Genomic DNA, 17,642 nt, shown 5'->3' with positions numbered 1-17,642 from the left:
TGTCGCGTGATTAATCCAGCAGGCTCAAATTGAGCGTGCGGCTGAGGTGCTCGGCGGCCAGTTGGCCGCGCACGCTGTTGCCCGCTACATCCAGTGGTGGCGCAAACGCCGCGATTGCACAGACACCCGGCACCACGGCCAGAATCCCGCCGCCCACCCCGCTTTTGCCAGGCAGGCCGACTTTGTAATACCAGTCGCCCGTGGTGTCATACAGGCCATTCAAGGTCATTTCGGCCAGTATGGGGGCAACGTTTTTGGCCTCGACCACGCGTTGTTGCGTCATCGGGTTAACCCCGCCATTGGCAAGCGTTACGCCCATCGTCACCAAATCGCGGCAGGTGATCGCCACTGAGCATTGACGCGTATATACGTCGCACACTTGCATCGGATCGGCATGCATGTAGCCGTAGCTCTGAAGCAGCCAGGCAATCCCCCGGTTGTGCTGATTGCTCGACGCTTCGGACGTATACACCTCTTCGTTTACCGCCAGTTCGTGTCCGGCAAACGCGTTGTAGGTCGCGTGAATTTTCTCCCAGCGCTCTTTTGCCGTCTGTGCCTTGAGCAGGCTCACTGTGGCCATTGCCCCGGCGTTGACGAATGGGTTGAGCGGTCGCCCCTTATGCAGCTCCAGCGCTACCACCGAGTTGAAAGGTTCGCCCGTGGGGTCACAGCCAATCTTGCTGCGCAAGGTCTGCGGCCCAATGTCATCCAGTACATGGGCCAGGGTAAATACCTTGGAAATCGACTCGATGGCAAAGGCGTAATCGGTGTCACCGACCTCGGCATGGGTGCCATCACAAAACATGATGCTGATGCCGAACAGGTTGGCCGGGACTGAAGCCAGGTACGGGATGTAGCTGGCATTTTTACCGTGGTGGTTGCTGGCAAAGCGTTGATGGGCTGTTTGCAGTGCGTGAGTCACTGAATCGTCAACCGTGGTGGGTTGTATTTTCATTGCGCTCGCTCCGTGCGGACGATGGGTCGCGAGGAACTATAGGACGGAATTCGGGGGCATGCCCGCAGGCAGGGCAAAGCCGAAATGCTTGTCTATGCTGTTAGCCCAACGCTGAGCCAGTGAGAGGAGGTCGGCCCAGCCACTGTCGATTACACAAGGAGAGTTCACATGGCGCTGCACCGAATCAAACGTCATCGCGACACCGACCCCGTTTTTGGCTCATCGGCACTGGCCCATGCCGCAGCAACCAAATTGTTCCCCGAGGCAGAGCAATCTGCGCGTGAGGTTTACCAATTGGTTCATGACGAGTTGTACCTGGACGGTAACGCTCGCCAGAACCTCGCGACTTTCTGCCAGACCTGGGAAGAAGACGAAGTTCACAAACTCATGGACCTGTCGATCGACAAGAACATGATCGACAAGGACGAGTACCCGCAGTCCGCCGAGCTTGAAAGTCGTTGTATCCACATGCTTGCCGACTTATGGCATTCGCCTGCTGCCGCGACCACCATCGGCACGTCCACGGTAGGTTCCAGCGAAGCGTGCATGCTCGGTGGCCTGGCCGCCCTGTGGCGTTGGCGTGCAGCCCGCAAAACCGCAGGCAAACCGACCACCACACCGAACATGGTCTGCGGACCGGTTCAAGTGTGCTGGCATAAATTTGCGCGTTATTGGGACGTTGAAATTCGCGAAGTGCCCATGTCAGAAGGGCAATGGTTCATGACCCCGCAAGACATGCTCGAACGAGTCGATGAAAACACCATCGTGGTGGTCCCGACCTTTGGCCAAACCTTTACGGGCCTGTATGAAACGGTGAAGCCGCTTTCTGATGCGCTGGATGATCTTGAAAAGCGCAACGGTCTGAACGTGGCAATTCACGTCGACGGGGCAAGTGGCGCAATGCTGGCCCCGTTCTGCGCGCCGGACATTGAGTGGGACTTCCGCCTGTCGCGGGTCAAGTCCATCAGCACCTCAGGGCATAAGTTCGGTTTGGCTCCGCTGGGTGCAGGCTGGGTGGTATGGCGCGATGCGCAGGACTTACCTGAGGGTCTGATTTTTCATGTGAATTATCTGGGCGGAGACATGCCGACATTCGCTCTGAACTTTTCGCGTCCGGCGGGGCAGATCATTGCGCAGTACTACAACTTTTTGCGTTTAGGCCGTGAAGGGTATGAGCGCATTCACTCGGCGTGCTACGAAACTGCGCAGTTTTTAGCGCGCGAACTGGTCAAAATCGGGCCGTTTGAAATGCTCTATAACGGTGATCCGCAGTTGGGGATTCCGGCGTTGACCTGGCGACTGAAGCAGGGCGCTAACGCCAATTTTTCGCTGTACGACTTGGCAGACCGTTTGCGCATACGCGGATGGCTCGTCCCGGCCTATAGCCTGCCGGCAAACGTTGAAAATGTAGTCGTGCAAAGGATTTTGGTGCGTCAGGGCTTGTCAATCGACATGGCCAAGCTGTTGCTGGCGGACTTTGAGCGGGACATTAAATTCTTTGAGGAGCATCAGCCTCACGGCTTTAAAGGCCGTGAAGCTGAAGCGGGCAATCACGCAGGGCGTTAATACCTCTGCACTGTAGTCGCTGGCAAAGGCTGCGAGTTTTTAACCTTCGCAGCCTCCGGCAGCGACTACAGATTTAGCATTAATGCAGTTTCAGGCGCGGTTCGGTGCCGCGCCCGATTCGGCTACCCAGCATCAGCATCAAGGTGCGGAAGGTGCCGTACAGCGCCATTTGGTGCATGCGATACAGCGAGATATAGAACATCCGTGCCAGCCAGCCTTCGAGCATGACAGTGCCCATCAAGCTGCCCATCAAGTTACCCACAGCCGAAAAGCTCGACAGCGAAATCAGCGAGCCGTAATCGCGGTAGTGGTAATCCGGCAGGCTGGATTTGCCTTCCAGTCGCAATTTCAACGATTTAGCCAGCAGCGATGCTTGTTGGTGCGCCGCTTGAGCGCGAGGCGGCACCATCCGGTCTGTGCCGGGTTGCGGGCATGCCGCGCAGTCACCAAAGGCGAAAATATTGTCATCGCGGGTGGTTTGCAGGGTCGGGCGCACCACCAATTGGTTGATGCGGTTGGTTTCCAGCCCGGCAATGTCTTTCAAAAAGCCCGGTGCACGAATGCCGGCGGCCCATACCTTCAGGCTTGCAGGAATGACCTGGCCGTCTTTGGTGATCAGGCTATCGGCCGTCACTTCGCTCACGGCTGAGTTGGTCAGCACCGTGACCCCGAGTTTTTCCAGCGTCTTGTGCACAGGCCCGCCGATGCGCTCCGGCAGCGCGGGCAATACCCGCGGCCCGGCTTCGATCACGGTGATGTGCATGTTTTCGGGTTTGATTCGGTCCAGCCCATAAGCCGCCAGCTCGTGTGCGGCATTGTGCAACTCGGCCGCCAATTCAACGCCGGTAGCGCCCGCACCCACGATGGCAACGCTGATGTTTTCAATGGCGTCGGTTTGGCCTGCGTGTGCGCGCAGGTAATGGTTAAGCAACTGTTGATGGAATTTTTCGGCTTGTTTGCGCGTATCCAAAAACAGGCAATGCTCAGCGGCGCCCAAGGTGCCGAAATCGTTGGTGGTACTGCCCACCGCAATCACCAGCGTGTCATAGCTCAGCTCGCGTGCGGGGACCAGTTCTTCGCCGTTTTCATCGAGGGTTGCCGACAATGAGATCTTTTTCGCCTCGCGATCCAAACCACTCATGCGCCCCAGCTGAAACTCGAAATGGTTCCATTTGGCTTGAGCGACGTAGTTGAGTTCATCTTCGGAGGAGTTCAGCGACCCCGCAGCGACTTCATGCAGCAAGGGTTTCCAGATGTGGGTCAGGTTGGCGTCGACCAGCGTAACGCGGGCTTTGCCGCGTTTACCCAGAGTTTTGCCCAGGCGGGTCGCCAACTCCAGGCCGCCGGCGCCGCCGCCGACAATCACAATACGATGGGTCATAGGTATCACTCTCAAGGCTTGAAAAACAATTCTGTGCTGGAGTCAGTTGGGCGAGCGCCATGCAGCTCATAGCGCCAAATAACTCAGGAGGCGGCTCAAAAAGCCCATGCTGATGACCACGATCAGTACCACCCCAAGGAGCAGCCACGGCCTGAAGGGCCGGCGCTCAACCTGATGCTGTGGCAGTTTCAGATACTCTTCGACACGTTGTTGGTCATCTGGGTTCAAGCGACTGGACATAGCATTTGCCTCGTCAGATAGACGTTGCGGGATGTGTAAAAGCTACAGCTTTGATTCAGCCGGGATGAAAAGAAGCATAGCCGCTGGGGCCTAAAGGCTCGACCCGCAGTTCGTCGTCTAGACGAATGATTCCACTTTCTATAACCCTGGCCGTAATCCCTCCGTGGCCGCGCACGGCTTGAAACGTGCCAGCGCCCAGCCGCTGTTCAAGTCGCGCGCACGGTTGGCACCAGCCCGTGGTCTCAAACATCGCCCCGCCAATGCTGAAGCGCCGCCCTTTGAGGCTGAACAAATTGATACCGCTGACCACAATGTTGCGTCGCAAATCTTGAGGTAACACGGGGTTGTCAGCAGGTCGGCCCAGCAGCGAATTAATCACCGCCAAGTGCTCCCATTGAATCAACGTGACTTGTCGCGCATTGCGTGCACCGGGGCGCGCATGATCGCCAGTCAATCCGGCTTCGCGGCGTGCTTCTACCGCGCCAAGCTCCAACAGGTCGGCGCGCGAGGCGGGGCGCACGCCGATCCAGCGCACGCGCCCCGTTTGCGGGACGTGGGCGATCAGTTCTTGTAATGGGCTCACAGACTGATTCCGACATCAAAAATAATGCTGCGCCCCAAATTACTGCGCAGGAAGTCTGGCGCATCCGGTTGCGCAAACAGCACCCTGGCGAACGTTGGCCCCACCAGCGACAGCGAGCGCCACCCCATGCGCAAATATTCGGTGGGCGGCGGGAAGTGGCTGTTGAGGTCCAGCACCTCACGTTTGAGGCTGGAAAACGCAATGATGTCCAACTGCCCCAAGTCGATATCGCGCTCGCGGTAATTGGTGGCCTTTTTGTGCAGTGTGGGGCCGAGCCGTTGCAGCAACTTGCTGGCGGGTATGCGTTTGGGCCGGGCTTCGCGGCGTACCAATTGGCTCAATGAGTAAGCGTTGCGACGACGTTGCAGCTCGTCGCGCCATTCATCGCTCAGGCGCCGGCCTTCATCAAGGACAAAGAACACCTCAAACCGCGCATCGCGAAACAAAACGTCCGGTGGCTCGTGATCGGGCTGGGTGAAGTCTTGTGTGTGATAGCCAATATTCAAGCCTTGTAGCAGGCGCTGGCAGACCCAACGCTCACGCTCCCATTTGCGGGCATTGGACAAAAAGGCATTGGCTTGCTCCGCCTGAATGGTTAACAGGCGTAAATAATCAGAGTCATCCATGCGCGCAGCTTAGCCTCCAAACGCGTGTGACTCCAAGTGCGCGGTGTAGACTGAGCCGTATTATCCACACAGGCTTTAAACAGGGAGGATTGAGCGGTGTGCTTGAGCAAGGTTAAGTGGGGGGCACGCGTATGATTGCCGCCGAGGTGTTATCTGCCCAAACGATGGTGATCGGTTGGCTGTTGTATGTGCCCGTTGTGCTGTGGGCAGTGGCGCGAGCGCCGTGGGTAGAACTATTTAGCGACACCCGGCGTCAGCATTTGCTGTTTGGTACTGTGTTTGCCCTGTTTTTGTTGTGGCTGGTGCGGCGCGACTTTGACACCGGAGTGTCCTATCACTTCATTGGGCTGACCGTCGTTACGTTGCTGCTGGATTGGCCGTTGGCGATAGTCGGCGCGCTGATGGCGCAAACAGGGTTGGTGTTGTTGGGGCGACAGGATCTGGCCGCAATGGGCCTCAATGGGGTGTTGCTGATTGTCTTGCCGATCGCGGTGACTGAAACCTGTGCTCGTCTGGTTGAGCGTGCGCAACCACGCAATCCGTTTGTGTATATCTTTTGTTCCGGTTTTTTTGCTGCGGCCTTGGCGGCGCTGCTGTGTTTGCTGGTGGGGTTGGGGGTGTTGTGGCTGGACGGGTTGTTTGTAATGCCCGAGTGGCTGGAAGACTTTATCGGTTATTTGTGGCTGATCATCTTCCCGGAAGCGTTCATCAACGGGATGTTGGTCACGGCGCTGGTGGTGTTTTGCCCTGAGTGGCTGGAAACATTCAATCGAACCCGCTACCTGGCGGCGCCTTGGAAGGACGATGGTCCCTCGTAAGTCCCGTAGTCGCTGCCGGAGGCTGCGAGCTTTTGACATTTATCTGGAAAAGCTCGCAGCCTTTGGTAACAACTACGGTGATGAAGGGGGTATGGATCAGTGAGTGCGCGGCTCCAGATCTTGCGAAAACATGTCATCTTCCGCATCCGGGCTGACCGGGATTTTGTGTTCTTCGCTGGCCCAGGCGCCCAGGTCGATCAGTTTGCAACGGTCAGAGCAGAAAGGCCTGAAGGCGTTGGCAGCGTTCCATTGCACGGCAGTGCCGCAGGTTGGGCAGTCTACGGTCATCGGTTTGGTCATGATTGGCCTCCACTCAGGGTTAAATAAGTTTGATGCAGGCGCTCGACTTGGGTGTGTAGCGCCTTCAGGTCTTTGTCGTTGACCAGCACATCATCGGCAAAACTCAAGCGTTCTTCGCGGCTGGCTTGGGCTTTGAGGATGGCCTGAATTTGCTCTTCGCTGGTGTTGTCACGTAATAGCGTGCGCTGGATTTGCAGCGCTTGCGGCGCATCGATCACCAGCACCCGCTGTGTTGTGGCGTGCTGCCCGGACTCGACCAACAGTGGCGATACCAAAATCGCATACGGTGACTGCGCCTTGGCCAGGTTGAGTGCGATCTCTTCACGAATCAGCGGGTGCAACAGCGACTCCAGCCAAAGGCGTTGCTGCGGGTCGGCAAAAATCAGGCTGCGCAAGGCACCACGGTTAAGTTGGCCATCAGCCTGCAGCACGTCAGCGCCGAAATGCTCAACTATTTTTGCCAAGGCCGCACGCCCCGGTTCAACCACCCAGCGCGCGGCGTGATCGGCGTCCACCACATGAACGCCGAGCGCAGCAAAGTGCTCAGCAGCGGCACTTTTACCACTGCCAATCCCGCCGGTCAGGCCAAGAATCCAGGGTTTCGAAGAGGCGGTATTCATGTCAGGTCGCAAGTTGCCAATAGAAAGCGCTCATTTGACCACCCCAGAGCAATGCAATCCACCCGGCAATCGCCAGATACGGCGCAAAAGGGATAGCCGTTGCCCTATGAGCACGGCGCAAGCCCATCAACCCCAGGCCAACAGCCGCGGCGACCAGTGACGAGAGCAAAAGGGTCAGCGGCAATACGGCTACGCCGCCCCACGCGCCAAACAAGGCCAGTAGTTTGAAGTCGCCATGCCCCATGCCGTCCTTGCCGGTGATCAGTTTGAACAGCCAGAAAACCACCCACAAGCTCATATAGCCGATGGCGGCGCCCCAGACCGCCAGCGATAGCGTGGTGAACATCTCGAACGTGTTGAGCAGCAAGCCCAGCCATAGCAGCGGCAGCACGATCACATCGGGCACGATGCGGTGTTTGGCATCTATGAGGCAAATGGCGATCAGCCCCCATGTCAATAACAGCACCCAGCCGGTTTGCGCGTTGATCCCCAGGTGCCAGGCGATGAAAGCGCAGATGAGTGCACAGGCCAGTTCGGTCAGGGGATAGCGCGGGCTGATGGTTTTTTTGCAGTGTGAGCATTTGCCGCCCAGCAGCCCATAACTGAGCAGCGGGATGTTTTCCCATGCCTTTAAGCGATGCTGGCACTGTGGGCAGTGAGACGCGGGTAAAAGCAGGTTATAGGTCGGATTCTTGGCTGGCGCGGGCTGCTCGAGCAGTTCGCGCGCCTGGGTTTGCCAATCGTGCTCAAGCATCTTGGGCAGGCGCCAGACCAGTACATTTATAAAGCTGCCGACCAGCAGACCGAGCACTAAAACGCACGCGACAAAGGCATCAGGATGACGGCTAAAGAAATCGATCATGCTCAAATCACTTGGCCCAAGGTAAAAATCGGTAAATACATGGCGATCACCAGACCGCCCACCACGACACCCAATACCACCATGATTGAGGGCTCCATTAACGTTGTCAGGGTGTCGACGAGGTGATCGACCTCGCTCTCATAATAGGTCGCTACATGATTGAGCATGCCGTCCAATGTGCCAGATTCTTCGCCTATGGCTGTCATTTGAATCGCCATGCCTGGAAAGACGCGAGTATTGCTCATGGCCACATGGATCTGTGTGCCTGTGGCGACCTGATATTTGAGCCGCAGTACGGCCTCTTTGATCACGCAATTACCGGTAGCCCCTGCCACTGAATCCAGTGCCTCAAGCAAAGGTACACCCGCCGCCAGGGTGGTGGACAACGTGCGGGAAAACCGGGCAATCGCCGAGATATGTTGCAGGTGCCCCAGCACGGGCAGCTTCAGCAGCCAGCCGTCCAGGCGCTGGCGCCAAGATGGCGAGTGCTTATAGCAATGACGAAGAGTGCCCAGTGCGCCCGCTGTCGCGATTAATAACCAGACGCCATGGTCTTGTAGCGCTTGCGACACGCCGATAACCCACAGGGTGAAGGCGGGCAACTGTGCATTGAACGATGCAAATATGCTCTGAAACTGCGGCACCACTTTGATCAACAGAATGGCGCTTACCAGTAGCGCTACCAGCAATATGGCGATGGGATAGGTCATGGCCTTTTTGATTTTTTGTGCCAGCGCCTCACGCTTTTCCCGGTCGCTGGCGATGCGTTGCAGCAACACATCCAGAGCGCCTGCCTGTTCCCCGGCTTCCACCAGATGGCAAAACATGGCATCGAAGTGGGCCGGTTTTTTACGCAGTGCGGCACTCAGGCTGGTGCCTGCGGCGATGTCGAGTGTGAGATCGGTCACCAGTTGACGGGTGGCCGGTTGTTCGAAACCTTTGGCGATGACCTCCAGCGCTTGCAGCAGCGGTATTCCAGCGTTGATCAGCGTTGCCAATTGGCGGCTGAAGAGCGTGATGTCTGACGAATTTACGGCGCGATTTATGAATGACTGAGCGTTGCCCAGGCGTCGAACTTTAGCTGCGTTGACACCTTGGCGCCGCAGTTGGGCGCGGATCATTGCGAGGCTGTTAGCCCTGATTTCGCCCTGGCGTCGCTCACCGTTTACGTCTGTGCCCTCCCAGCGATACAGGTGGGTATTGATTGCCAGCGTTGACATGCATTCGTCCTTGAAATGCAGCGCGATAAGCCGCGTTGTGTAGGTCCAAGCCTAGACAGGCTAAAAGCGACGTGCCGACAGGAGTATGCCTAAAGGTGTCGAACGCGGTTGTTCAGAAGCTTCTGACAACGATCCTTGATAGCCTGTGCGCACTTTTTGCCAGCTCAGCATGGGCATTGGCCCATATTCGCTGAGCCGCGTCTTATTTTTGGAGGCCACACATGAAACAACAACAGGGCATTACCTTGATTGAGCTGATGATCGTGGTCGCGATCATTGGTCTGATCGCTTCTTTCGCTTTACCGGCTTACAACGACCACACCATGAAGGCGCGGTTTGCCGAAGTGAACACCCTCAGCAACACCTATAAGACGGCCGTCGCCTTGTGCTACAGCGAAACCAACGATCTGGCGGCGTGCGACGCCGGCACCCACGGCATTCCTGGCCCGGCTGACGCGACCGACAATCTGGCCGCGGGTATGACCGTTATCGACGGCGTGATCACCATGACCGGCACCAAAGCGGCGGGTGGCTGGACCAGTGTGATGGTTCCGGCCTTGAGCAGCGCGGGTAATGCGCTGGTGTGGACGCAAAGCGGTACGTGCCTGGCCAGCGGTGCCTGCAAATAGCCACGAATTGCCCGGTGGTGCGAGCGGTGTTAGTTTTGCAGGCACCGCCGGTGTAGCTCAGTCGGTAGAGCAGCGCACTCGTAACGCGAAGGTCGCAGGTTCGATTCCTGTCTCCGGCACCATTTAAATAAACGCCCTGCCTGTGTTCAGGGCGTTTTTTATGGTGCCTCTGATGCTGGTGACGGGCTGTTCACCTTTGCTGCAAACCTGTGGCAATTTCGATAAAGGCCTTGGTCGCCGGGGAGGCGTGTCCTTCATTCAGTACCGCCAGGCCCACGCTGCGTTTGACCGGCGGGTCCAGCGGTTTTGTGACGTAGCTGCCAGCCTGTCGTAAAGGGCGCTCCGGCAGGGCCTGTTCGGCCAGTATGCTGACGCCGTAGCCCATCTCGACCATCGCCAGGGTGCTGATCAACTGCGCGCTGCGATGCAGTACGTTGGGCACTCGTTTTTGCGCAGAGAACAACCGTTCCAGCAATGGCCCGGACCCGGCCTCGGTCATGATGAACGGTTCGCGGCACAAGGCTTCAAGGCTCACGCTGGAGGCTGTGGCCAGGGCATGGTTGGCGGGCAAAATCGCTACCATCTGGTCCTCACACAGGGTGAAAGTGTCGAGCTTGTCTTCGGGTAGCACCACAAATCCGACATCTACTCGCCGCTCTTGAAGCCAGCTCACGACCTCCTGATCGGTGCCTTCATCGATGCGGATCTCAATATTGGGATAGCGCTGGCGATAGCGCTCCAGAATGCGCGGCAACAATCTCATCGACGACGATGGCCCAAAAGAGCCGATGCGCAGTGTGCCGCGCTTCATGCCACGGGCATCGGCTGCTTCCTGACGCATGGTTTCTGCAAGACCGAGAATCTCCCTTGCCCGCAGTAACAACTGTGCGCCGATGTCCGTCAGTTCGATGGCTGCTTGATGACGATGAATCAGCTCGACGCCCATTTCCTGCTCCAGCGCTTTGATCGCATGGGAGACGGCCGACTGGCTGATATGGAGTCGCGTGGCCGCCAGCGTGAAGCCGCGCAGTTCGGCAACTCGGGCAAACACTTCAAGTTGGGTGAGGGTCATCGTGGGTGTCTCATGAGCTTTTGCTAATTTCCGTATGAGCTAGCTTCTGCGCGAGTATAGGCGTGCAACCGGACATACCGGAATACAGCGGTGCAGGAAAGGTGACTGACCCTGACGCTTGAAGGGATTCGTAAAACATTATTCTGGATAACCGGACTATTTACGCATGAGCAACAGTGAATATGCTTCGCGCGCAGACGGCTGCTGTCGTCTCTGGCCTGACGTTAATACGCATTTTTTGTCGTTAAAGGGGCTACCGCCCGATGCGGTCCCTCGCACGGCGGCGCAACAGGTGTTGCACCCGTTGCTGGTCGGGTTTGATGCTATTGCCGGCTGCGAACTCAAAGAGTTTTATCGCTTCAAGATGCACTTGCAGAGACTGCCCGAGGCACCCGTTGCTTGCCCTGAACTGGTACAGGTGGTGGCTGCATTTCGCTGCTGGGTCGACTTTGACTACAGCGGCGCGCGTGCACTGTTTATAGCGCACTTGCATGAGTATCCCGGCGATGTGCTGACGGTGTTTTTTGTGCATATGCTGGATTTTTGCACCGGCAAGACCTGCGACCTGGTCGATGTGTTTGACATCTGCGACCCCTGTGTCGACGCGACGCACCCACTGTCTTCGTTCTATTTGGGGATCAAGTCGTTTGTGTTGTGCGAACGGTCAGAGTTCGAACAGGCGCGGGTGCTGGGGCTACAAGCCGTGGCGCAACGGCCCGATAACATTTACGCCATTCACGGTGTGGTGCATGCCCTGCACGAACAACAGCAATGGGCAGCGCTGTGCGAGTTCCTTGAGGGCTGCAAAGACAATTGGGCTTTCAATCCAGGCATGCGCATGCATATTTATTGGCATCTGGCGATTGCCTATTTGATGAGCAGTCAGTACGAACGTTCAACGGCCACGTTCCGAGAATTCTACGCGCTCAAGGATTTTCGCTATGCCAAACAAGACCTCGATGCGGTCGGTTTTTTATGGCGCCTGAAGTTGCAAAACCTGGAAGACCGTCAATTCGATGAGTTGTGGCAAGACTTGTCGATTTTGTGGTCTGGCAGCATTGGCACCTCCACATCGCACTTTCACAACATGCATGCCGCGTTTGCATTTGCCGCCGCTGATCGGCCGTTATTGATTGATAAGTTGATCGCGGAAAGTGACGGTTTCGGCATCGAACCTGCGACCCAGCAAGTGGGTGTCGACGTGCTCAATGCCATCGCGTTTTTTGCCCGGGGTGCCTACGCCGAGTGCTATCAAATCCTGGCCGCCTCGCAGTCAGTGTGGTTGCGTCTGGGCGGCAGCCGGGCACAGCGCGAACTGTTGATGAAAACCATGAACATGGCCCAAAAAATGATGCCCTCGCATCAACCCCGAGCACGGCTCGTCAACGCGCTATAGGCCAAACCCTGATGAACAATGCTGTCGCATGTGCGCCGTTACACACCGGGTATACGGTGTATGCCAAGCTGGTTGCCGTGTCGTGTTTGTGGGGCGGCACTTTCGTGGCCGGGCGTTATTTGTCCGCGGATGTGGCGCCACTGCTGTCGGCCAGCGTGCGTTTCGTGCTGGCGAGCCTGACGCTGTTATTGGTGTTGAGCCTCAAGGGCCAATTGGTGCGCCAGGTGACAGCATCGCAAGCCCTGCAACTGGTGCTGCTCGGCTTTTTTGGGGTGTTTGCCTACAACTTGTTTTTCTTTTATGGGTTGCACTACATCAGCTCATCCCGCGCGTCTTTGATCGTGGCGCTGAATCCGGCGCTGATTGCGCTGACGGCGTTTGCTTTCGGGCGTGAGCGCCTGAGCCGAATCAACGTGGCGGGCATCGCGCTGTGCATCATTGGCGCGATGACCGTCATCGTCAGCAAAAATACGGTGTCGTTGACCTCAGTGGTGGCGGGTGCCTGGCGCGGTGACCTGTTGATTTTGGGGTGCGTCATGAGCTGGGTGATTTACAGCGTTTTTGCCCGGGGCCTGGTCAGGGATATCGGTCCGCTGCACACCGTGACCTATTCCGTGCTCGCGGGCACCCTGATGTTGCTGGCAGCGGCACTGGCGCAGGGTGAGTTGAGCGCCCACGCGCTGGCCGCCGTCAACAGCACCCAGTGGCTGAGCCTGATATACCTCGGTGTGCTGGGGTCGGCGCTGGCTTATATCTGGTATTACGATGGCATCCAGAAAATCGGTGTAACCCAATCCGGGGTGTTTATTGCCCTCAATCCATTGTCGGCGGTGGTGCTGGGGATGCTGATTTTGGGGGAGCGCCTGAGCATGCCCATGTTGTTGGGCGGTCTGCTGGCCATCAGTGGCATCGTGCTGTGCAATCGTAAGGCCAAAATAACCTGATCAATGGTCAACATTGACGTCCGAAAATGGCGAGAACCGTTAAAAGCCCGGTGCTATTGTGCGGGCCATGAACACACACGACGCCTCACTCACTCCTTCTATTGCCGCGTGCGAAATCGCACGGCTGAGCCGTGATGCGCGCTTTGACGGGGTGTTTTTTACTGCCGTCCTGACCACGCGAATCTATTGCCGCCCGGTATGCCCGGCGCGCGCGCCCAAAGCGTCGAACGTTGTGTATTACCCCAGCGCGGCGGCGGCACAAGCACAGGGGTTTCGCCCTTGCTTGCGCTGTCGGCCCGAGCTGGCACCCGGTAATCAGCTGTGGTTGCAGGGTGAGCATTTAGTGACGCGGGCCTTGAAGGTGATCAACGAAGGTTTTTTGGCGGATAACTCGCTTGAGGCGTTGGCCCTGCGCCTGAATGTGGGGGCGCGTCAGTTACGACGCGTGTTTGTTAAGTATTTGGGGGCACCGCCGATGGCCGTGCACGCCACTCAACGCCTGTTGTTTGCCAAGCAACTGCTGACAGAAACGCATTTATCGATCACTGAAGTGGCGTTGGCGTCGGGTTTTGGCAGTGTCAGGCGCTTCAATTCAGCGTTTGCCGAAGCCAACCATGCCGAACCACGGGCCTTCAGGCGCAGTCCAAAAACACGCGCTGGCACTGCACTGGTCCTGCGCTTGGGTTACCGCCCGCCCTACGACTTCAATGCTGTACTCGGATTTTTACAACAGCGCGCCTTGCCCGGTATCGAACAGGTTGACGCGTTCAGTTATCAGCGGGTGTTTGGCCGTGCGCAATCGCCCGGCTGGCTGCGGGTTAGCGCGTGGCCCGCGGGGCAACACGCCCTGCAATTGGAGCTGTTGAACGTTGCCCCGGCACACATGCTCACTGTGGTGACACGCATTCGGCGTATGTTCGATCTGGACGCCGATCCGCAGGCCATCGCCCATACCCTGGGTGTCAGCCCCCAGTTGGCGCCCCTGATCGAGCGCTATCCGGGCTTGCGTTTACCGGGGGGCTGGGATGGTTTCGAAGTGGCTGTGCGTGCGGTGTTAGGCCAGCAAGTGAGTGTGGCAGCGGCGCGCACCCTGGCCAGCCGCATCGTGCAGCGCTATGGCACACCGATTGAAGTGCCGGGTACATCGGGGCTGGATCGCTTGTTCCCCGACGCTCAGCAATTGGCAGCCGCTAACCTGGACCAAATGGGCATCACCCAGGCACGTATCAATACCCTTCACGGCATTGCTCAGGCGTTGATTGAAGGGCGGGTTGATTTTGGCACGGAGCAAGCGCTCGACACCTTTGTTCAGCGTTGGGTACAACTGCCGGGGATCGGCGAATGGACCGCGCATTACATTGCCATGCGCGTCCTCAAACACCCGGATGCCTTCCCGGCCGCAGACTTGATCCTGCGGCGCGAGGCCAACCCTGATGGCCCGCCGCTGAGCACAAAAGCGATGCAAACGCTGGCCGAGAGCTGGCGCCCGTGGCGCGCCTACAGCGTCCTGTATTTATGGCGCGCAGCCACCGATGCCGCTGCGCTCAAGAGGATTTGACCATGTCTCAGATTTACTACGCGCAGATGCCATCGCCGATTGGTCCACTGTTTTTGGTGGCCGACGACGAAGGCTTGCGTGAGGTTCGATTTGAATGCGAGCGCAGAGCACATACCGCTCAAGACAGTTGGCTGCATGCGCCGCAAAAACTGGCTGAGGTCATACGCCAGCTAGAGGCGTACTTTGCGGGCGAGCGATACACCTTTGATGTACCGCTTAAACCCGGGGGCACCGAGTTTCAGCAAACGGTATGGCGGGCGCTGACCACCATCCCCTATGCCGTGACCACCAGTTATGGCCAACTGTCGCAGCAGATCCAGCGCCCGACCGCATCACGGGCTGTGGGGGCCGCCAATGGGCGCAACCCGATCCCGATCATCATCCCGTGCCACCGGGTAATCGGCAGCAATGGCACGTTGACCGGCTTTGCCGGTGGTCTGGCAGCCAAGCAATGGTTGCTGGCGCATGAAGCCAAGTGTCGAGGTTTTGTGCTGTCCTGACACCCGGCACCGGGTTAAGAGCGTGGCGCTTACAAACTCAGGCGCATCGACAAATCCACAGCCTTTACGTCTTTGGTCATGGCGCCAATCGAAATGTAGTCCACGCCCGTTTGTGCGATAGGCAGCAGCGTGCTTTCGTTGATACCGCCGCTGGCTTCCAGCTTGGCTTTACCCGCATTCAGACGCACGGCTTCACGCATGTCATCCATGCTCAGTTCGTCGAGCATGATGATGTCTGCACCTGCCGCCAGCGCTTCTTTGAGTTCTGCCAGGCTTTCGACTTCGATCTCTACCGGTTTGCCCGGCGCGATTTTATGCGCAGCGCTGATCGCCTGGGCGATGCCGCCGCAGGCTGCGATGTGGTTTTCCTTGATCAAAAACGCGTCGTACAAACCAATGCGGTGGTTATGACAGCCCCCACAGGTGACGGCGTACTTTTGCGCCAGGCGCAAGCCCGGCAGGGTTTTGCGGGTGTCCAGCAACTTGACTTGCGTCTGCGCGACCTGGTCCGCCAACTGTTGGGCATGGGTCGCAACCCCCGACAACATTTGCAGAAAGTTCAGCGCACTGCGCTCACCACTGAGCAGCGAGCGGGCAGGGCCCTCAAGGTGAAACAACACTTGATTGGGGCTGACGCGCTCGCCATCGGCCACCTGCCAATGCACGGCGACGCGCGGGTCCAGTTGGCGAAAAACCGCGTCCACCCATGCGGTGCCGCTGATCACAGCGTTGTCGCGCGTAATGATCGTGGCCTTGGCCAGGCGTTCTGCCGGGATCAACCGTGCAGTGATGTCGCCGCTGCCAATGTCTTCGGCAAGCGCACGGCGTACGTTGGCTTCAATCTCGGCGGTGAGATCGGCCAGATGTAAATTCGGCATAACCAGCTCCACAAACAAAGTGCGCCGATTATAGGGCCATGCCGGGAGCGAACCCAAGGCGCGCGGCTGCGCCGTAGGCAAATGCCTGTAACTGTGTTGTTTGGGCCGCATCCCGGCATTTATTTGACCGTTCAGTAAATGAATCGCGCTGTTTAGTAGCACAAGGCTCGCCTTTTGCAAGATAATCAGCGCCTTGTAATTGGCGTCATAGCTTTGACATGCCATTAAAGTCCTAATTCAGATACACCGGCGAGTGCGATATGCACTGGCCGGTTTCTGTTTGCGAGCGTCAAAAGTGGCCTGTGCCACCTGTGCGTCATTCGCAAGCGAACACCGTTCCAGGAGGCTTGGATGCAAAATGACGGGAAAGTGGGACCTGCCCACTGGGCCACGGCAGAGCTGGCGATGCGTTCGCCACTTGCGCGCCTGCCTGTCATTTTGTTGCAGGTTCACGATAAAGCCGCGCAGCAGCTCAAAAACGGGTTGCAAGTGCTGTTTGACAGTGCCGATGAAACGCTGTTCGAGATGGCGGATAAAGCCCGGAGTGACGTCGAACAAAGCTTGTTTTTTGAAGCCATGCGCGACGTCAGGCTCAAGCGTAAATACATCGAGCGCGGCTTTCTTGACCGGTTTTTTGACGCTTTCAGTCAGTTGGCGCTCGCCGACCCCAGCGAGCGCACGTTGCAGGGTGCAGCCCCCGCAGGCGGGTCTTTTTCGCTGATGACCCATGACCTTGAGCGCGCTCAAGTGATCAATGCGATGGTGGGCCACGTCATGACGCGCGACCAGTTGGCGCTGTGCCAATTGACCACACGTCTCGCAACGCTCAGTTGCACGCCGCTGGATGATCACAACAACCCGTTGGGGCCGGGCATGTTGTGCGAATATTTTTTGCTGGCTGAGCGTGATCAGGGCATGGACATCAAGGTCAAGCTGATCATGTTGCAACTGTTCGAAAAGTACCTGCTCAGCCACACCACGCAGTTGTACGCCGATGCCAACCAATTACTGATTGCCACCGGTGTATTGCCAACGCTGAGCGAGAACGATGGCTGCTGCGGGGATAAAGCAAGGGGCACAGAAACGGCGGCCGTGGCTGAGGAGGCGAGCAACCTGGTCGGGTTGCTGTTTGAGTACATCGCCAAAGATCGCAATGTGCCGCCTGCGCTGAAATCGCTGATTGCCCAGTTGCAGGAGCCGATGCTGAAGATCGCGCAACGCGATCAAAACTTTTTCAGCTGTGACACCCACCCCGCCCGACGCCTCTTGAACGTGATTGCGGCGGCGGCCATCGGCTGGGACGTCAGCACGGATGAGAGCAGCGATCCGTTGTTCCGACAGATTGAATGTGTGGTGCAACAATTGGCGACGTACGCGGGCGACAATCGCACGCTGCTCGAAGCCCTGCTGCATGAGTTTTTGGTCTTTACCCACGGTGAGCGTTGTCGCATCGAACTGCTCGAGCAACGCACTCGCGAGGCAGAGCAGGCGCGT

At 57.7% G+C, this 17,642-nt stretch carries 18 protein-coding genes, 1 tRNA gene and 1 pseudogene; 9 read left to right on the top strand and 11 right to left on the bottom strand.

The features are described 5' to 3' along the window. Window positions 1-10: 10 nt before the first annotated feature. The gene (glsA, locus tag GYN01_RS06260) at window positions 11-955 is read right to left on the bottom strand and encodes a glutaminase A (protein ID WP_048401360.1); all 945 of its coding nucleotides are present in this window, start codon (window positions 953-955) and stop codon (window positions 11-13) included. Between the two features lie 168 nt (window positions 956-1,123). Here glsA and gad point away from each other — a divergent pair, with 168 nt between their 5' ends. Next, window positions 1,124-2,521 carry a glutamate decarboxylase gene (gene gad, locus GYN01_RS06255; RefSeq protein WP_203306741.1) on the top strand — a complete coding sequence of 466 codons (1,398 nt, stop codon included), beginning with the start codon at window positions 1,124-1,126 and terminating at the stop codon, window positions 2,519-2,521. A 79-nt stretch (window positions 2,522-2,600) separates the two neighbouring features. Here the strand turns inward: gad and GYN01_RS06250 are convergent, their stop codons facing one another. From GYN01_RS06250 to GYN01_RS06235, 4 genes are all read right to left on the bottom strand, one after another. After that, window positions 2,601-3,902, bottom strand: a complete 1,302-nt coding sequence (locus GYN01_RS06250; protein ID WP_203306740.1) for an NAD(P)/FAD-dependent oxidoreductase — start codon at window positions 3,900-3,902, stop codon at window positions 2,601-2,603. A gap of 66 nt (window positions 3,903-3,968) precedes the next feature. Then, entirely contained in the window at window positions 3,969-4,142 is a 174-nt protein-coding gene (locus GYN01_RS06245) for a DUF3094 family protein (protein ID WP_048362477.1), read from the bottom strand. A gap of 55 nt (window positions 4,143-4,197) precedes the next feature. Then, window positions 4,198-4,725: an MOSC domain-containing protein gene (locus tag GYN01_RS06240; protein WP_048362478.1), complete on the bottom strand. Its 528-nt coding sequence runs from the start codon at window positions 4,723-4,725 to the stop codon at window positions 4,198-4,200. Then, window positions 4,722-5,351 carry a DUF1780 domain-containing protein gene (locus GYN01_RS06235; protein WP_048362479.1) on the bottom strand — a complete coding sequence of 210 codons (630 nt, stop codon included), beginning with the start codon at window positions 5,349-5,351 and terminating at the stop codon, window positions 4,722-4,724. The genes GYN01_RS06240 and GYN01_RS06235 overlap by 4 nt, the downstream gene beginning before the upstream one ends. Before the next feature lie 131 nt (window positions 5,352-5,482). Here GYN01_RS06235 and GYN01_RS06230 point away from each other — a divergent pair, with 131 nt between their 5' ends. Next, entirely contained in the window at window positions 5,483-6,169 is a 687-nt protein-coding gene (locus GYN01_RS06230) for an energy-coupling factor ABC transporter permease (protein ID WP_048362480.1), read from the top strand. 96 nt (window positions 6,170-6,265) lie between these two features. Here the strand turns inward: GYN01_RS06230 and yacG are convergent, their stop codons facing one another. Genes yacG through GYN01_RS06210 form a run of 4 tightly spaced genes read right to left on the bottom strand, consistent with a single transcriptional unit; the run spans window position 6,266 to window position 9,171 of the window. Then, window positions 6,266-6,469 (bottom strand): DNA gyrase inhibitor YacG, encoded by a 204-nt coding sequence (gene yacG, locus GYN01_RS06225; protein WP_048362481.1) that lies wholly within the window; start codon window positions 6,467-6,469, stop codon window positions 6,266-6,268. Continuing rightward, the gene (coaE, locus tag GYN01_RS06220; protein ID WP_048362482.1) at window positions 6,466-7,089 is read right to left on the bottom strand and encodes a dephospho-CoA kinase; all 624 of its coding nucleotides are present in this window, start codon (window positions 7,087-7,089) and stop codon (window positions 6,466-6,468) included. The genes yacG and coaE overlap by 4 nt, the downstream gene beginning before the upstream one ends. A 1-nt stretch (window position 7,090) precedes the next feature. Beyond that, window positions 7,091-7,951 carry a prepilin peptidase gene (locus GYN01_RS06215; RefSeq protein ID WP_275296407.1) on the bottom strand — a complete coding sequence of 287 codons (861 nt, stop codon included), beginning with the start codon at window positions 7,949-7,951 and terminating at the stop codon, window positions 7,091-7,093. A gap of 2 nt (window positions 7,952-7,953) precedes the next feature. Then, on the bottom strand, window positions 7,954-9,171 hold the full coding sequence (locus GYN01_RS06210) for a type II secretion system F family protein (protein ID WP_203306738.1): 1,218 nt from the start codon (window positions 9,169-9,171) through the stop codon (window positions 7,954-7,956). Between the two features lie 221 nt (window positions 9,172-9,392). Here GYN01_RS06210 and GYN01_RS06205 point away from each other — a divergent pair, with 221 nt between their 5' ends. Both GYN01_RS06205 and GYN01_RS06200 read left to right on the top strand, forming a co-directional pair. Continuing rightward, window positions 9,393-9,800, top strand: a complete 408-nt coding sequence (locus GYN01_RS06205; RefSeq protein ID WP_048362485.1) for a pilin — start codon at window positions 9,393-9,395, stop codon at window positions 9,798-9,800. A gap of 46 nt (window positions 9,801-9,846) precedes the next feature. After that, window positions 9,847-9,922 (top strand) — tRNA-Thr (locus GYN01_RS06200). A gap of 68 nt (window positions 9,923-9,990) precedes the next feature. On the opposite strand, the gene GYN01_RS06195 is transcribed toward GYN01_RS06200, so the two are convergent. Further along, window positions 9,991-10,872, bottom strand: a complete 882-nt coding sequence (locus GYN01_RS06195) for a LysR family transcriptional regulator (protein WP_048401354.1) — start codon at window positions 10,870-10,872, stop codon at window positions 9,991-9,993. A 166-nt stretch (window positions 10,873-11,038) separates the two neighbouring features. Between GYN01_RS06195 and GYN01_RS06190 the strand changes: the two genes are divergently transcribed. From GYN01_RS06190 to GYN01_RS06175, 4 genes are all read left to right on the top strand, one after another. Further along, window positions 11,039-12,268 carry a tetratricopeptide repeat protein gene (locus tag GYN01_RS06190; protein WP_048401352.1) on the top strand — a complete coding sequence of 410 codons (1,230 nt, stop codon included), beginning with the start codon at window positions 11,039-11,041 and terminating at the stop codon, window positions 12,266-12,268. Between the two features lie 11 nt (window positions 12,269-12,279). Further along, window positions 12,280-13,212: a DMT family transporter gene (locus GYN01_RS06185; protein WP_203306737.1), complete on the top strand. Its 933-nt coding sequence runs from the start codon at window positions 12,280-12,282 to the stop codon at window positions 13,210-13,212. 67 nt (window positions 13,213-13,279) lie between these two features. Then, window positions 13,280-14,770 carry a DNA-3-methyladenine glycosylase 2 gene (locus GYN01_RS06180; protein WP_203306736.1) on the top strand — a complete coding sequence of 497 codons (1,491 nt, stop codon included), beginning with the start codon at window positions 13,280-13,282 and terminating at the stop codon, window positions 14,768-14,770. Between the two features lie 2 nt (window positions 14,771-14,772). Further along, entirely contained in the window at window positions 14,773-15,270 is a 498-nt protein-coding gene (locus tag GYN01_RS06175) for a methylated-DNA--[protein]-cysteine S-methyltransferase (RefSeq protein WP_048401345.1), read from the top strand. Window positions 15,271-15,299: 29 nt separating this feature from the next. Here the strand turns inward: GYN01_RS06175 and nadC are convergent, their stop codons facing one another. Further along, complete coding sequence (gene nadC, locus GYN01_RS06170) at window positions 15,300-16,148, bottom strand: carboxylating nicotinate-nucleotide diphosphorylase (protein ID WP_048363012.1); 849 nt, start codon at window positions 16,146-16,148, stop codon at window positions 15,300-15,302. Window positions 16,149-16,499: 351 nt separating this feature from the next. Here nadC and GYN01_RS06165 point away from each other — a divergent pair. Then, window positions 16,500-17,639, top strand: a pseudogene (locus GYN01_RS06165) (DUF1631 family protein); the annotation flags it as partial. Window positions 17,640-17,642: the final 3 nt, after the last annotated feature.

It is taken from the genome of Pseudomonas weihenstephanensis (assembly GCF_016812185.1).
GTDB classification, from domain to species: Bacteria; Pseudomonadota; Gammaproteobacteria; order Pseudomonadales; family Pseudomonadaceae; genus Aquipseudomonas; species Aquipseudomonas weihenstephanensis.
Note: the sequence above shows the minus strand (reverse complement) of the source record. Positions and strands in the feature narration are given on the sequence as shown.

What these genes read in the sequence shown, in the direction of transcription:
- glsA (WP_048401360.1), bottom strand. Translation starts at nt 955, where the DNA reads ATGAAAATACAACCCACCACGGTTGACGATTCAGTGACTCACGCACTG.
- gad (WP_203306741.1), top strand. Translation starts at nt 1,124, where the DNA reads ATGGCGCTGCACCGAATCAAACGTCATCGCGACACCGACCCCGTTTTT.
- GYN01_RS06250 (WP_203306740.1), bottom strand. Translation starts at nt 3,902, where the DNA reads ATGACCCATCGTATTGTGATTGTCGGCGGCGGCGCCGGCGGCCTGGAG.
- GYN01_RS06245 (WP_048362477.1), bottom strand. Translation starts at nt 4,142, where the DNA reads ATGTCCAGTCGCTTGAACCCAGATGACCAACAACGTGTCGAAGAGTAT.
- GYN01_RS06235 (WP_048362479.1), bottom strand. Translation starts at nt 5,351, where the DNA reads ATGGATGACTCTGATTATTTACGCCTGTTAACCATTCAGGCGGAGCAA.
- GYN01_RS06230 (WP_048362480.1), top strand. Translation starts at nt 5,483, where the DNA reads ATGATTGCCGCCGAGGTGTTATCTGCCCAAACGATGGTGATCGGTTGG.
- yacG (WP_048362481.1), bottom strand. Translation starts at nt 6,469, where the DNA reads ATGACCAAACCGATGACCGTAGACTGCCCAACCTGCGGCACTGCCGTG.
- coaE (WP_048362482.1), bottom strand. Translation starts at nt 7,089, where the DNA reads ATGAATACCGCCTCTTCGAAACCCTGGATTCTTGGCCTGACCGGCGGG.
- GYN01_RS06215 (WP_275296407.1), bottom strand. Translation starts at nt 7,951, where the DNA reads ATGATCGATTTCTTTAGCCGTCATCCTGATGCCTTTGTCGCGTGCGTT.
- GYN01_RS06210 (WP_203306738.1), bottom strand. Translation starts at nt 9,171, where the DNA reads ATGTCAACGCTGGCAATCAATACCCACCTGTATCGCTGGGAGGGCACA.
- GYN01_RS06205 (WP_048362485.1), top strand. Translation starts at nt 9,393, where the DNA reads ATGAAACAACAACAGGGCATTACCTTGATTGAGCTGATGATCGTGGTC.
- GYN01_RS06195 (WP_048401354.1), bottom strand. Translation starts at nt 10,872, where the DNA reads ATGACCCTCACCCAACTTGAAGTGTTTGCCCGAGTTGCCGAACTGCGC.
- GYN01_RS06190 (WP_048401352.1), top strand. Translation starts at nt 11,039, where the DNA reads ATGAGCAACAGTGAATATGCTTCGCGCGCAGACGGCTGCTGTCGTCTC.
- GYN01_RS06185 (WP_203306737.1), top strand. Translation starts at nt 12,280, where the DNA reads ATGAACAATGCTGTCGCATGTGCGCCGTTACACACCGGGTATACGGTG.
- GYN01_RS06180 (WP_203306736.1), top strand. Translation starts at nt 13,280, where the DNA reads ATGAACACACACGACGCCTCACTCACTCCTTCTATTGCCGCGTGCGAA.
- GYN01_RS06175 (WP_048401345.1), top strand. Translation starts at nt 14,773, where the DNA reads ATGTCTCAGATTTACTACGCGCAGATGCCATCGCCGATTGGTCCACTG.
- nadC (WP_048363012.1), bottom strand. Translation starts at nt 16,148, where the DNA reads ATGCCGAATTTACATCTGGCCGATCTCACCGCCGAGATTGAAGCCAAC.